Here is a 13,535-nt window from a genome sequence, read left to right on the forward strand (position 1 = left end):
GGTCCTCAAGAACTGGCACATATTCGACCGTTTCCGCGGCTGCCCACGCCGCGTCGGCATCTTCGCCCAGGCCGTCCTCGTCCTCTCCAGTGAGGGCCTTTAGGAAAATCGACTTTGAAAAGGCTCAAACTACATAAAAGACCCTTGGGCTGGTGACGGGTGGTTCGGCTCGCCCGACCCAGTCCAGTGTCGGGCGACACCGACGCGTCGCCGAGCTGCTACCACCTCCGATCATGTTCCTTGGGTTCTGGCTGCCGCTGCCGGAGGCGGTGGCGATGGCGGTGCCTTTGGGGCCGGGTCCCGCCGCAGACAGACGCTGGGCAGGACATGTCAGTCCCGAACTGTCTGTCGCCTCCGGTCGAGCAGGGGCCGAGAGGTCCGATCAACGGTGGGTGTGTGTGCGTCAGCCCGGAGGTGCTCGACGCGCGGCACTACCGATGGGGCTTGGCGCGCACGGCGGTGCGACAGCCTCGGCGAGATCCCAGTCGTGGGAGTTTTGAGGTGGCAACGGGTGTGGCAACGCGGGTGAACCGGCGCGTACGTCAGCGACCTTCGGAGAAGGTAGTCGACGCGGACATTGGCGTGCCATGGACCCGGGACGTCGGACCGCGGACCGCGCCCGGCCCCGTACGGTCACCCGGCAGCAGCAGCAACTGGTGTGTCGGTTGTGGACGTACGACGGCGCGAGCGCGCGGTTCCGCCGGTAGACGGCCTGTTCGTGTGATGGGGGATGGCGATTGCGGGGCCGGGGATGGTGGGGTGGTGGTTCGGGTTGTGCCCGGTTCTGTCCACGCGATCGACCTTCCTCTGTTCGGCGGTCTTTGACCACCTTCCCGGGCTCCCGCGCCATGCTGGCCCAGGGGGGCTACCCCCTGGAACCCCCGCCTCAGGGGGCTTCGCCCCCCGACCCCCCGGCCGCTGCGCTTCGCGCGAGCGGCTTTTCTTCTTTCATGTGCGGGCAGAGGCCGCCGGCAGCGCCAGTGGCCTCGTTGGTCTCAAATCTGGGCTCAGTTGCTCTTTGCTACCTTGCTACGGTCAGGGCCAAGTGCCGGCCGTGCCGTCGTGTCCCTCGTCGTCCGGGCTTGGCGTGTGCCGGAGCAGATCACCGACCAGATCGGCGATGCCGGTCCGGACCTCGCTGTGCACGGGCTGCTACCGGGTAGCCGTGCTCGCCTGCGACTTCGGCGGGCATCGTGGAGCCGCGCTCGGCGCACGCCGGCCTCGGTGCAGGCTGCGCCATTCGCCTTAGTCGGTCGCGTCGAAGGCGAACGGCTCGCGGCTTGGTGATGGCCGGAGGGTTCTTCACGATCCAGCGACGCCGCTCGGCCTCGTTCAGAGCGGTCCGCGAGGTTCGGTGAATCTGGTGGATCGTTGCGGGCTTCAGGTTGTTCATGGGTTAGTCCTCAGGGAAGCATGACCTGCGCACCAACTACCTGGGCACACTGCGGATCACCCGAGCGTTCGTGCCGGCGTTGAAGGCCAACGGCGGTGGGGCGATTGTCAAACTGCTCACCTGATCGGCGCTGGCACCGGTTGGCCCGATGGCCGGCTACAGCGCCTCCAAGGCCGCCGTGCACTCCATGACCCAGGCCCTGCGGGCCGAGCTGCGCGGTACGGGCATCACGGTTGTGGGGGCGTACCCCGGTGGCATCGGCACTGACATGCTCGCCGGGGTCGATGCCGACAGGGCCGCGCCCGAGGTCGTCGCCGCGCGCATCCTCGACGGCGTCGCCGACGGTGACAGCGTCGTGTGGCCCGACGACGCCTCGGCCGGCGCCGGTTCGGTGTACCTGGCCGACCCGGTCCGGCTGGAGGAGATGCTGGCTGGTTGACCTGGGCGCCGCCCTCGGAAGAGGGCGCAAACGCCACGGGGACCGCCCGGCTCGGCCTGGCCGGGCGGTTCAGCCAGCCGCTTCGGAGGCGCGGTGGCGGACGCGGAACGACGCGCTCTTGGCGCGGTTCCCGCACGCGGCCATGTCGCACCAGCGCCGCGAGGTGTTGCGGGAACCGTCAACGAAGACCCATCGGCAGTCCGCCCCCCGGCAGGCCTTGAGCCGGGGCCAGCCGGGTCGCGCCGTGGCACGCAGAAGGGCCGTGACGGTGGCCGCGCAGACGTCGCGAACGAGCCCGTCGGGGCCGACCGCAAGCAGGGACGGGCTACCACGCAGATCCGGACGCAGGGTGAGCCGGTCGAGCCCGGCAGGGTCGACCCGGATGTCGACGCCATTGTTACGCAGGGCGAGGCCGCGGACCACGGCGCGCAGAGCGCGAAGCGTCGTCAGGTCCTCAGGGGTGTCGGGCCGCACGGATCCCAGGTCGGCTGGCGCGTCCAGGGCTGCCCACCAGGCCCGCATCGCGGGCGGATCGGCGAGTTCGTCGTGCTCGCCGTGCCCGGTGTTGGCCACCGCTACCAGGAGCTCTTCGTCTGAAAGGCCTGGCCACCCCGGCTCCTGCATCACCTAACCACCGTACGAGATTAATCGGTTGACCATCTGGATAACCAGTGTGACCGTTACAGCGGTTACATCACCGGTGGGGTGGTGTCAGGACGGGAGGCTTCGGTGGCACCGCACGGCGGCACCACGACCGGCATCCAGGCCCGAGCCGGCGAGTTGTCGATCATCGTCGCCGCCGCCGTCGACGGGGTGGGCACCACCGTCTCGGTGGCCGCCCTGCAGGCCGTGCGCCCGGCCGACCTGCTGGCGGTCGAACTCGGCGGTGCCGCCGCGGTACTGCTCGGGACGGCGGCGGCGACCGGGCGGCTGCACCGGCGCGGAGCGGGGCGGCACCTGCTGCTCGGCGCGCCGGTGCCTGGCCTGGCGTTTCTGCTGGGCGACCTGGGGCTGGCCCGCACCAGCGCCTCGAACGGCAGCCCTGCTTCTGGCGGCCGAACCCCTGCTGTCGGTGCTGCTGGCTGTCGCCGTCCTGAGGGAACGACTGCCCGGCCGGGGGGTAGTCGCGCTCGTCGTCGGCCTCGCGGGCGGCGCGCTCGTGGCGTTGGAGCCTGGCGTCGACCGACCGGGCGGGAACATGACGGCCGGCAATCTCCTCGTCCTCGGCGCGGTCGTCGCGGCGGCGGTGTTCCTCGTCGCCACCCGCCGTTACGGCGATGTCGGTGACGGCGTCAACGCCAGCGCCTGGCAGACGACCGGCGGAACGTTGAGCGCGGCACCGTTTGCCGCCGTCGCCTGGACCGAGGGAGGCAGCCGGCTGGGTACTGCCGGCATCACAGCCTGGGCCGCGTGTGCCGCCGTCGCGCTCTGCGGCGTAGTGGCCGGGGTCGCGTTCAACCGGGGCATCGGCCGGGTGCCCGCCGCCCGTGCCGGTCAGCTGCTGAATCTGACACCGGTGGTCGGCACGGCCACGTCCGTCGCCTTCCTCGGAGAGCGCCCGACGGCGCTGCAGTGGGCAGGAGGCACAGCCATCCTCGTCGGTCTGGCAATGCTCCTGCTCAGGGGCTCGGCGTATGCCCGGCAACATCCGCTCGACGACCTGACCGGTCGCACCACCGGTGAACCCCCGGCCATGGTCGAGGTCCACTCCGGTTCGCGTGGACGTCACGAAAAGGAGCCGTGATCATGTTTCCCTGCGGCCTGGGCGTCATGCCGCCGCTGGCGTACCCGGTCGTGCTCGCTTCTCCAACCGCCGGCGAACCGCAGGCCTCAGCTCTGGGAGTCCCCATGCCACACCGTCCTGACGGGCAGCCGCTGTTCTGCGCCGTCGCCCTCGCCGAGCGCATCGAGCGGGCCGAAGCCCAACTCATCACTGAAAGCAGCGAGGCAGCCCGCCGCCGTCGACCGGGTGCCACCGGGTTCGCCACGCCCCTTGCCGGCGGCGTGGCGAGCTTCGCCGACGAGGGCTCACCGCTGAACAAGATTGTCGGACTCGGCTTCGCCGGAGCGCCCGAGGCAGCCGACCTCGACGAGGTCGAGCGGGCGTTCGCGGCCTGTGGCTCCCCGGTCCAGGTCGAACTGGCCCATCTCGCCGACCCGGCGGTCGGCGAGCTGCTGACCGGTCGCGGTTACCGGCTGATGTCATTCGAGAACGTGCTCGGCCGTGTCCTGGAAGGCTGCCCGGACCAGACGAGGCCACCAGGCGTCGAGGTCCGGCCGAGCGGCGACGACGAGTTCGAGCTGTGGCTCGACGTCGCCTTCGACGGCTTCGCCCACCCCGACACGCAGGGGGTGCCCTCGCACGAGGACTTCCCGCGCGAGGTGCTCGCGGACGCCGTGCGCGACATGGCGGCATCCGGTGTCCGACGCTACCTCGCTTTGTGCGACGGATCTGTCGCCGGTGGTGCCAGCATGCGTACGGCTGACGGCGTCGCGCAGCTCACCGGCGCGGCGACGGCGCCCGCGCACCGGCGCCGCGGTGTGCAGTCGGCGCTGCTGGCCGCCCGGCTCGCCGACGCGGTCACCGCCGGCTGCGACATCGCGGTCGTCACCACCCAGCCCGGCTCCACATCCCAGCAGAACGCGCAGCGCCAGGGATTCGACCTGCTCTACACCCGGGCCGTGCTCGTGAAACACGCCTGAACGGCCCACTGCCGGAAAGGCGAGTTCGCCGATGAGCGGGGAGACGGCCGGGCGTCGCCGAGCACGCCGACGACGCTGTCAGACCGGCGGTTACCGCCTCCGTCGCCGGCTGGGGCGGGGCGGCACGGGAGTCGGACGCGTCTAGATTCCCGGACTCGGCAGGGTTGGGGCTGCGGACCGCAGCCCCAACCCTGGGGTCAGCCGCCGGCGGCGGCCGGGATTCTGGGCGGCGCCGTATGCCTGCGTCGCCGTGTGTTTCCACTGGTAGGCGGCCTGCTTGTGCGATCGGGGACGGTGATCGTGGGGCCGGGGATGGTGGGGTGGAGGTTCGGGTTGTGCCCGGTTCTGTCCACTCTCCCCGTCTGACCAGCGCAAACGTCGACAGGCCGGTTAAACCGTCCGTCGCACAGCGCTGGAACAGAGGAAAACTTTCGATGACGGCTTCCCGGCCCCGGCAACCCAAGACCTTGATCGCTGGCCCGTTCCAGCCCGTGATCAACTCCTTCCGGCTCCACCTGAGCGCCGAAGGCAAGTCCCCCAAGATGATCCGCACGTACGTCGAAGCAGCGCAATGGTTCGCCGCCGCGCACCTGCTCGCGCACACCAAGCAACGACGACTGGACGGACGTCACCGCGGACAACGTCCGCGCGTGGCTGGTCTACCTCCTTGATCAGTACTCGGACAGCTACGCCAACAACCAGTACCGGGCCCTGCAGTAGTTTTCAATTGGCATGCGGACGAAGACAAGGTCGACAACCCGATGGGCCGGCTCAAGCCGCCCAAGGTCGCTGCCGGCGGGGCGAACATGATCGCATGGGATCGTCCTGGGCTGTGACCTCCGTGGGATCTCGCCGGCATCTGGGGGTCGTTCGGGTCGCGACCTGCGCGGAGCGCCGTATGCTGGTCTCGGTTCGTAGCGTGGCGGAGACACCAGCGAGGAGGTCTCGTCTATGGGCGCTCCAGAGATCGGCCATCCGCTGTACCCGCCGCTGCGCCCCACGGTCAGCGTCGAGGAGCTCTTGGCCGCGAGAGGCACCCAACCGATCCGGTCCCTCGACGACTTGGCCGCCGACACCTTCGATTCTGACGAGGAGCTCGACGAGTTCCTCGCGTTCACCTATGCCGAGCGTCGTCGCGACGTTGCCTGAGTCGTCGCCGTGCAGTCTGTCGTCCTTGACACCGACATCGTCTCCCTGAGCCACAAGCGCAGGTTCGGCGGACCCGTGGCAACTCGCCTGATCGGCCGCCGGCCACTGATCACGTTCGTGACCTTTGGTGAGCTCACCAAGTGGACAGACCTGTGAGACTGGGGCAGTCGCCGACGTCAGGAACTCGCAGACTGGCTTTCAGGAATCCCTGTACTGCCTGGCGACGAAGCAGTTGCCGCTACCTGGGGCATACTCTCCGCGGCCGCCACCCGGGCCGGACAGCCCCGGCCGGTCAACGACATGTGGATCGCTGCCTGCTGCCTTACCCACAATCTGCCGCTCGCCACCTTGAACCTGAAGGACTACATGTACTTCAGGGATCATCACGGTCTACGGATTCTCGGCGAGGAGTAACCGCTGTTCCCGACTTGGACAGTGGTGTGCGGGGCCGGACCGCGCCCGGCACCCGGCCGTACTGATCTCCGGCAGTCGTGGCCGATGGATCGGTGGCAGACGTATGGCGGCGTGGCAGTGTGTTTCTGCTGGTCGGCGGTCTGTTTATGCGATCGGGGATGGAGATCGCGGGGCCGGGGATCACGGGGTGGCGGTTGGGGTTGTGCCCGGTTCTGTCCACCATCAGTACTAGGTAAAGTAAAGCCCGCCAAGGATCTTGGCGGGCTTTGTGGTCTCGATCCTGGTCTCGTTTGGGCTTGTTACCCGCCGGCACCAGCGCTCAGGTTGGCCCTGCCATCGTGCCGACGGGACGCTCTCGCTGCACTGCCTGCCAGAAACCGCCCGTCGACCTGATCGGCGACGCGATGAGAGTCTCGGATTCGGGTGAGAGCATCGGTGGGGCAGGTGCTGGAATCTCCTGGGGTGCCGGTCGGGCAGGCAAAGGTCGTTCAGCCGATAACGAGCCGTTCCCCTCCGAAGTCCGCGATGATCTCCAGCTGCCCGCCGAGTGCTTTGACGTAGGCGGCGAGGGTGCGTAGCTCGCTGGCGTCGATGTTGGCCCGCTCGATGGCGGAGACGCGCTCCTGCCGGACATGCATGCGGTCGGCGACTTCTGCCTGGGTGAGGCCCAGGCTTCGACGCATCTCGGCGAGCCGATGTGCGCGGTTCTCCGCCACGAGCCGCCCGGCCCCTGCTTCGACCTCGCGGCGGTCGTGCTCGGAATCAGCTTTGACGGGCGGGTCATCTTCGGCGCCGGTACCCAGGTCGGCACCCGCGTCCAGGCGCTCGCGGACGCGGGTGTCTCGCCCGAGAAACCGGTGCTCTATTTTGGTGATCTTGATGCCGGAGGGCTCAGAGCCGCCCGGCTCGCGGCCAGTGTGGCTCAGTCCGCCGGATGGCCGGCCGTTATGCCGTGCCGCGAGCTCTACGAGCTCGCCCTGGCCTCCGAACACCGGCTCACGCAGCCACCGGTGTCGGCCGAGCTAGCCGGGTGGTCGGAACAGTGGTTTGGTGGTCATCTTGGCGAGCGGGTGCGCACCGCCCTGGTGAGCGGCCTCACCGTTCGGCAGGAGGCTGTCGGGCTGGAGCAGCTGTCCGGCCGTTCTTCGGCGGTGGACGTTGGCTGGTCGTGGAGAACTGGTCCACCTTCGAATCACTGTGCTCGGTCGCCGCGATGTCGGTCGGCTCGCCGCGGTGCCGGCACCGCGGCGACGCCCGTACTGAGCGGCGCCCGTGCTCAGGACGAGGAGAGGGCCTCCGCTGGAGTGACCCGGCTGGCCCGCACCGCCGGGTAGAGCCCGGCCAGGACGCCGATGACCAGGGTGGCGGTGAAGCCGCCGACCGTCGCCCATCCGGGCACGACCGGCGGCCATCCCCGGGTGATGGCGTAGATGCCGGTCACGACGACACCCAGCGCCACACCACCGCCCCCGCCGAGGCCGGACAGCAGCAGCGATTCGCTCAGGAACTGCGCCCGCACATGCCCCCGGGTGGCACCCAGCGACCGGCGCAGGCCGATCTCGGCGCGCCGTTCCAGGACGGAGATGACCATCGTGTTGGCGACCCCCACGCCGCCGACGAGCAGCGCCACTGCGCCGAGGCCGAGGAGCAGCGCGGTGAGGGTGTCGTCGGTGGCCTCCTTGGCCTTCAGCGCGTCGGAGGGGCGTGAGACGGCCACCTCCTCGGGGTTCGCCGGGTTGGCCGTCCGCCCCAGCACTGATCGGGTGGCTGCGATCTCGCTTTCCACCGTCCGGACGTAGACCGTGGTCGGATGGCCGTCGAAGCCGGCGTAGGTCTTCGCCGCCGTCCAGCCGATGAGGGCGGCGCTGTCGAGTTCCGGCGCGAGGGGCACCGGCGCGAGGACTCCGACGACGGCGTACCACTGCCGGCCGAGCCACACCCGGGTGCCCGGGCCGTTCAGGTCCAGCCGCTGGGCCGCCTGGGCGCCGAGGACGACGGCGGGGTAGGTCGCCGTCGCCGGGGTCAGCCACGAGCCGGCGCTCAGCTCGGCGTGCACGGTGCCCGGCAGGTCACGATCGACGGCGAGGACTTCGATGCTGCCGGTTTCTCCCGGTGGGATGTGGTCGTTGCGGTAGATGTACGCGGGGACCTTCCCGGTGGCGGCGGCCGTCTCGACCGGCCCGATCCGGTCGATCATCTGTACGGCCTCGGCCGGCAGTTTCGTGCTCTCACCGAAGACCGTGTTGCCCGGCGCGACGGTGAGCAGATTCGTGCCCAGCCGGCTGAGCGTCTGGTCGAGTTCCGCGTGGCTGGATGCCGAGATGCCGACGACCGCGAGCATCGCCCCGATGCCGATCGCGATTCCGAGGGCTGACAGCGAGACGCGCAGCGGCCGTGAACGCAGCCCGACCGCGCCGAGCCGGGCGATGTCGGCCGGGCTGAGGCGCCCGACGCGGGGCGCGCTCACGGCATTCCCGCAGCATTCGTCGCAGCGGCTGCACCGGCCGTCCCGGCTGCATCGGCGGTGACGGCCGAATCGTGGACGATGCGGCCGTCACGAAGTTCGATGCGGCGCGGCAGCCGCGCCGCGATCTGCTGGTCATGTGTGATGACGAGGACGGTGGTGCCCGCCGCGTTCAGCTCGACGAGCAGTTCCAGAACCGATTCACCGGAGACGCTGTCGAGGTTGCCGGTGGGCTCGTCGGCCAGGAGCAGCACGGGCTCCCCGACGACGGCTCGGGCGATCGCTACCCGCTGGCGCTCACCGCCGGACAGCGCGTTGGGTAGATGGCCGGTGCGGTGGCCCAGCCCGACCCGGTCCAGCGCGGACCGCGCCCGGCGCAGCCGGTCACGCAGATGCACGCCCGAATACAGCAGACCGTCGGCCACGATCTCCACCGCCGGCACCCCGGGCGGCAGGTGGAACTGCTGGAAGACGAAGCCGATCGCGGTGGCGCGCAGGGCGGACAGCGCCCGATCGGACAAGGCGGCGACCTCATGCCCGTCGATGCGCACGCTGCCGGCCGTCGGCCGGTCCAGCGTGCCCAGCACATGCAGCATCGTGGACTTGCCCGAGCCCGACGGGCCGACGATCCCGGCCAGTTCGCCGCGCCGGACGACGAGGTTGACGCCGCTCAGCGCCGTCACACCGCCGGGATAGACCTTCGAGACGTCCGTCAGTTCCACCGCGGGGGTCACGGCCGGGGTCGCGGCACGGGCCGCCGCGCGGGTCACTGCGGCAGCTCCACGGTGAGCCCGACGCGGAGATCCGGTCCGGAGACCTCGACCCGCCCCTCGGCGAACATGCCCACCTGCGCGGCGACGACCCGGGTGGAATCGCCTTCCACGAGCTCCAGGCCGTAACCCCCCTCGGCGAGGGCCAGGAGGGCCGCGACGGGGACGGTGAGCGCACCCTTCTTCTCGCGGACCACGTGCCGGATGGTCACGGCGCCGTCGACGCCGTTCAGGGCCTGTTGGTCCTGCACCGCGACGGTCAGGTGGACCTTGGAGTCGCCGCCTTCCGAACCGGTGGACGAGGACGGCTGCGCGGCGGAGGAGACCGTGCCCGCGGCGGTCTTCCCCGCGGGGAGGGTGACCGTCACCGGGGCGCCGGGTACCGCCCAGGCGGCCTCGGACTCGTCGACGGACGCGGTCACCACCTTGGTCGTCGTGGTCGCGGACAGCACGTCGGCCGGAGCGGCGGCACCGACGCCCACCAGCCGCTCGGACACGCGCAGGCGGTCCGCCGCATAGATCACCTGCCCGGGCTCGACCGTCCCGGTGTCGGGCAGCCCGAGATCGCGCTGCCAGCGTTTCACGGCGGTCCCGGTGGAGGCGGTGAACTCCTGGTCCGCGGTGAAACCCTGATAGCCCAGGGCCTGGAGGTTCTGTTCGAACTGGGCGACGTCGTTGCCCTTGACCCCCACGTTCAGCGACCGGTACATGGGCAGCTGCCCGTAGAGCAGCACGACCGGAAGGTCGTTCACCCTCAGCAAAGCCTGTCCGCGCTCAACGGTGGACCCTTCGTCGGGTAGCCAGGTGACGGTTCCGTCCGCCTTGCTCGCCACCTTCAGGCCCGCGCCGTACCCGGTGCTGCCGTCCACGGTGACGTAGTCGACGAGGGTGCCCAGCTTGATCGTGGTGGTGGTGCTCCGGTCGGGCGCCGTCCGCGCGCTGGTCCCGCCGCCCCGCCAGCCGAAGCCGACCGAGGCCGCGACGGCCAGGACGATCAGCGCAGCGGCGGCGGTGATGACGCTCGTCCGCAGCCGGCGTCCGCGCATCAGCCCACTCCGCCGCTGGTTGCCGACGGATCTCCGATGATCGACGCGCAGGCCTGGGTGGCGCGGCGCGCGCCCTCCGACGTCTGGTCCCACCCCTGCTCACCCGGGGCCGATGCCGGGTAGTAGCCGTCGGGCCCGGGGTCAGGAAAGTCCGCCGCGCCGTTCTCCCGCATGCACTTCGCATAGTCGCGGGCCATTTTTATCTCCTCCTGCGTCCGGGCGGGCCTGCTCTGCAGAACCGACGGGACCGCGGGCAGGAGCTTCTTGCACTTCTGCTGGGCGGTGGTGAATTTCGGGTCACTCTTCAGGAGCTGGAGGTCGCCTTCGAAGGTGAATTTCCCCTGAGCGTTCGGGTCGGTCACCTTGAGCCCTTCGGCGCGTAGGCACGCCACGTAGGCGCGGACGCCTTCGACATACGCCGTCACCGGGTCGCCGGTGGCGGTGGCGGCCGCCGTCGGCCTGCCGCCCGCGGTGGCGACCCGCGGTTCGTCTTTCCCCCCTCCGCAGCCGGCCAGGGCGGCGCCCGTCACGACGATCACCAACAGTCCCAGGGGTACTCGGCTCCACCGCATGAGGGCACGATAGGCGGCGGCTGTGAAGAACCCGTCAAGAATCTGTCCGTACCTCATGTGGGTTCCGGGCCCGGCCGCACCGTCCCCGCGGTCGGCCCCGTGCCGGCCTCCGCGAGTGCCTCACGGATATCTTCTGTGCAGACGGAACGGGGAGGAGCCGCCGGTGGGGGCTCGTATTCTGGTAGCCGAGGACGACGTCAAGCAGGCGAATCTGGTGCGGATCTACCTGGAACGCGAAGGTCACAGCGTGCAGGTCGCCGATGATGGGCTCACCGCACTGGATCGGTGCCGGGCGGACCGGCCCGATCTCGTCGTTCTCGACATCATGATGCCCGGCATGGACGGCCTGGAAATCTGCCGTGTTCTTCGCGGCGAGTCCGACGTGCCGATCCTGCTGCTCACGGCCCGCGCCACCGAGAATGACCTGCTGGTCGGGCTGCACATGGGTGCCGACGACTACCTGACCAAGCCGTACAGTCCGCGCGAGCTGACCGCGCGGGTCCGTGCGCTGCTGCGCCGCTCCGGCCGCCTGGCCGCGGACGACACCGTCGTCCTGACCGTCGGCGACCTGCAGGTCGACGTCGGGCGTTTCGAGGTGCGCGTCGGCGAGCGCGTCGTGAACCTCACGGCGAAGGAGTTCGGCATCCTTCAGGTGCTCGCCGCCGAGCCCGGGCGGGTCTTCACCAGGGCACAGATCATCGACCGCGCCTTCGGTTTCGATCACCATGTCGAGGAACGAACCGTGGACGCCCATGTCATGAACCTGCGCCGCAAGGTCGAGAGCGACCCCCGCCGGCCGCGGTACGTGCAGACCGTCTACGGCCGCGGGTACCGGATGGGGCAGTCCGGATGAGCTTCCGGCTGCGGGTGGTGCTGCTCATCGTCCTGCTGGTGGCCACCTCCACCGGCGCCACAGCCTGGCTGACCTTACGGCAGGCATCCCGGGAACTCAGCGACAGCGTGGCCGCGAGCCGGCACGACGCCGCCGTCGCCGTCGACGCGCTGTCCGCCTACGGGCGGCTCCACGGGTCGTGGCGGGGAGTCGCGGGCACGGTGCGCGACCTCGCCGACCAACTGCATCAACGCATTCGCCTGGAGACCGCAGGCGGGGAGCCGATCGCCGATTCGGACCTGCTCGCGGGGCGCCGCGCCCGGGCCGTCACCGGCGCGCCGACCACGGTCAACCCGCAGCCGGCCCTGCCGCCGCTAGCCGCCGCCAACCCCGACGCCCGCAGCCGGACGGTGATCACCCTCGTCGACGCGTACCGCCGCGGCTGGCTCTTCGCCGCCTGCCTCACCGAATCCGGCATCGGCGTTCAGCAGGTCTTCTACATGAAGGTGTCCGACGGGCGGGGTCAGCCGATCTTCCCGCTTTTCGAAGCGATCGACGATCAGGGCCCGGCCGTCGACGCCTGCCGGCAGCGGGCCGACAGTGAGCCCTTCGACAGCGAGACCGTCACCACCCGCGGCCGGGCCTGCGTCCAGCGGCCCGACGAGAGGACCTGCCTGCAGAACCTGCTCACGGAACAGATCGGCCAGGTCGCGCCGCCCTCCCTGCGGCTCTACATCGGCGCACAGGATGAGAACCCCCACGGGCTGTCCAGCGGGTCGATTGTCACGGCGGCCTCGGCCGTCATGCTGGCCGCGATCCTCAGCGCGCTGCTGCTCAGCAGGCGCGTGCTGCGCCCCATCGGTACGCTGATCGCCGCGTCGCGCCGCGTCGGCGCGGGTGACCTGGCCGAGCGGGTGACGGTCACCGGCCATGACGAACTCGCCGAGCTGGGCCATGCCTTCAACCGGATGGCCCAGTCCCTGGCCCAGAGCGAGGAGCGTCAGCGCCGCCTCATCGCCGACGTGGCCCACGAACTGCGGACGCCGCTGGCGAACCTGCGCGGCTACCTGGAGGCCCTCGCCGACGGGGTGATCGCGCCGAGCCCGGAACTGTTCCACTCGTTGCACGACGAGGCCCTGCTGCACCAGCGCATCGTCGACGACCTGCAGGATCTCGCGCTGGCCGAGGCGGGCCGGTTGGCCTACCACAGGGCGACCGTCGATCTGTGCGAACTCGCGGAGACCTGTCATACCGCCCACAGCGTCGCCGCCGAAGCCGCGGGCATCGCACTGCGCATCGACACGGCTGAGCCGGTCGGCGTGCAGGCCGATCCCGACCGCCTCCGGCAGGTGCTGAGCAACCTGATCCGCAACGCGGTCGCCGCCACCCCGCCCGGCGGGACCATCACGCTGCGGGTCCGCGGAACGGGCGGGCGGGCATCGATCGAGGTCGGCGACACCGGCAAGGGCATCGCCGCGCCGGATCTGCCGCATGTCTTCGACCGTTTCTGGCGGGCGGACACGGCCCGCGGGCGCGGCGGCAGCGGCCTGGGCCTGGCGATCGCCCGCCAGATCGTGACCGACCACGGCGGCACGATCGCCGTGACCAGCCGTCTCGGCGCCGGAACCACCTTCACGATCGATCTGCCGGCGACGCCGGCAGACGCTGAACAGCGCCCCCGGTGACGAGATCACCGGGGGCGCCGCAGCGCGGCCCGAAACGGCCGCCGGCCGAGTGGTTTCAGTCCGGCCGA

Annotated in this window: 13 protein-coding genes and 3 pseudogenes; 9 read left to right on the forward strand and 7 right to left on the reverse strand. The window is 70.4% G+C overall.

The annotated features are described in order from the left end of the window. The first annotated feature begins 1,523 nt into the window (after positions 1-1,523). The gene (locus ACG83_RS35810; protein ID WP_304438454.1) at positions 1,524-1,832 is read left to right on the forward strand and encodes an SDR family NAD(P)-dependent oxidoreductase; all 309 of its coding nucleotides are present in this window, start codon (positions 1,524-1,526) and stop codon (positions 1,830-1,832) included. Positions 1,833-1,901: 69 nt separating this feature from the next. Here the strand turns inward: ACG83_RS35810 and ACG83_RS35815 are convergent, their stop codons facing one another. Both ACG83_RS35815 and ACG83_RS46280 read right to left on the reverse strand, forming a co-directional pair. Beyond that, positions 1,902-2,405 carry a CGNR zinc finger domain-containing protein gene (locus ACG83_RS35815; RefSeq protein ID WP_054570700.1) on the reverse strand — a complete coding sequence of 168 codons (504 nt, stop codon included), beginning with the start codon at positions 2,403-2,405 and terminating at the stop codon, positions 1,902-1,904. A 138-nt stretch (positions 2,406-2,543) separates the two neighbouring features. After that, entirely contained in the window at positions 2,544-2,789 is a 246-nt protein-coding gene (locus tag ACG83_RS46280; RefSeq protein WP_063793312.1) for a hypothetical protein, read from the reverse strand. Between the two features lie 115 nt (positions 2,790-2,904). Between ACG83_RS46280 and ACG83_RS35820 the strand changes: the two genes are divergently transcribed. From ACG83_RS35820 to ACG83_RS48185, 5 genes and pseudogenes are all read left to right on the forward strand, one after another. Continuing rightward, a complete protein-coding gene (locus tag ACG83_RS35820; protein WP_063793313.1) occupies positions 2,905-3,576 on the forward strand; it encodes a DMT family transporter in 672 nt (223 codons plus the stop codon). 104 nt (positions 3,577-3,680) lie between these two features. After that, positions 3,681-4,535 (forward strand): GNAT family N-acetyltransferase, encoded by an 855-nt coding sequence (locus ACG83_RS35825; RefSeq protein WP_054570973.1) that lies wholly within the window; start codon positions 3,681-3,683, stop codon positions 4,533-4,535. Between the two features lie 434 nt (positions 4,536-4,969). Beyond that, positions 4,970-5,206, forward strand: coding sequence for a hypothetical protein (locus ACG83_RS44810; protein WP_131831041.1), 237 nt, complete (start codon positions 4,970-4,972; stop codon positions 5,204-5,206). A 280-nt stretch (positions 5,207-5,486) separates the two neighbouring features. After that, a complete protein-coding gene (locus tag ACG83_RS35830; RefSeq protein WP_054570701.1) occupies positions 5,487-5,684 on the forward strand; it encodes a hypothetical protein in 198 nt (65 codons plus the stop codon). A 177-nt stretch (positions 5,685-5,861) separates the two neighbouring features. Next, positions 5,862-6,098, forward strand: a pseudogene (locus ACG83_RS48185) (PIN domain-containing protein); the annotation flags it as partial. A 488-nt stretch (positions 6,099-6,586) separates the two neighbouring features. Here ACG83_RS48185 and ACG83_RS48190 read toward each other — a convergent pair. The 5 genes from ACG83_RS48190 to ACG83_RS35860 form a co-directional block, all read right to left on the reverse strand. Then, positions 6,587-6,901: a helix-turn-helix transcriptional regulator gene (locus tag ACG83_RS48190; RefSeq protein ID WP_054570974.1), complete on the reverse strand. Its 315-nt coding sequence runs from the start codon at positions 6,899-6,901 to the stop codon at positions 6,587-6,589. A gap of 473 nt (positions 6,902-7,374) precedes the next feature. Further along, positions 7,375-8,565, reverse strand: coding sequence for an ABC transporter permease (locus ACG83_RS35845; protein WP_054570702.1), 1,191 nt, complete (start codon positions 8,563-8,565; stop codon positions 7,375-7,377). Further along, the gene (locus ACG83_RS35850) at positions 8,562-9,332 is read right to left on the reverse strand and encodes an ABC transporter ATP-binding protein (protein WP_083473855.1); all 771 of its coding nucleotides are present in this window, start codon (positions 9,330-9,332) and stop codon (positions 8,562-8,564) included. Before ACG83_RS35850 ends, ACG83_RS35845 begins: the two co-directional genes overlap by 4 nt. Further along, complete coding sequence (locus tag ACG83_RS35855; RefSeq protein WP_054570703.1) at positions 9,329-10,378, reverse strand: peptidoglycan-binding domain-containing protein; 1,050 nt, start codon at positions 10,376-10,378, stop codon at positions 9,329-9,331. The genes ACG83_RS35850 and ACG83_RS35855 overlap by 4 nt, the downstream gene beginning before the upstream one ends. Further along, the gene (locus ACG83_RS35860) at positions 10,378-11,007 is read right to left on the reverse strand and encodes a hypothetical protein (protein ID WP_054570704.1); all 630 of its coding nucleotides are present in this window, start codon (positions 11,005-11,007) and stop codon (positions 10,378-10,380) included. The genes ACG83_RS35855 and ACG83_RS35860 overlap by 1 nt, the downstream gene beginning before the upstream one ends. A gap of 106 nt (positions 11,008-11,113) precedes the next feature. On the opposite strand from ACG83_RS35860, the gene ACG83_RS35865 reads away from it, so the two are divergent. The 3 genes and pseudogenes from ACG83_RS35865 to ACG83_RS48200 all read left to right on the forward strand — a co-directional run. Further along, positions 11,114-11,803 (forward strand): response regulator transcription factor, encoded by a 690-nt coding sequence (locus ACG83_RS35865; protein WP_054570705.1) that lies wholly within the window; start codon positions 11,114-11,116, stop codon positions 11,801-11,803. A gap of 782 nt (positions 11,804-12,585) precedes the next feature. Then, a pseudogene (locus ACG83_RS48195) lies at positions 12,586-12,963 on the forward strand (HAMP domain-containing protein); the annotation flags it as partial. A 159-nt stretch (positions 12,964-13,122) separates the two neighbouring features. Beyond that, positions 13,123-13,467 (forward strand): annotated as a pseudogene (locus ACG83_RS48200) (sensor histidine kinase); the annotation flags it as partial. Positions 13,468-13,535: the final 68 nt, after the last annotated feature.

Source organism: Frankia sp. R43 (genome assembly GCF_001306465.1).
GTDB lineage: Bacteria > Actinomycetota > Actinomycetes > Frankiales > Frankiaceae > Parafrankia > Parafrankia irregularis.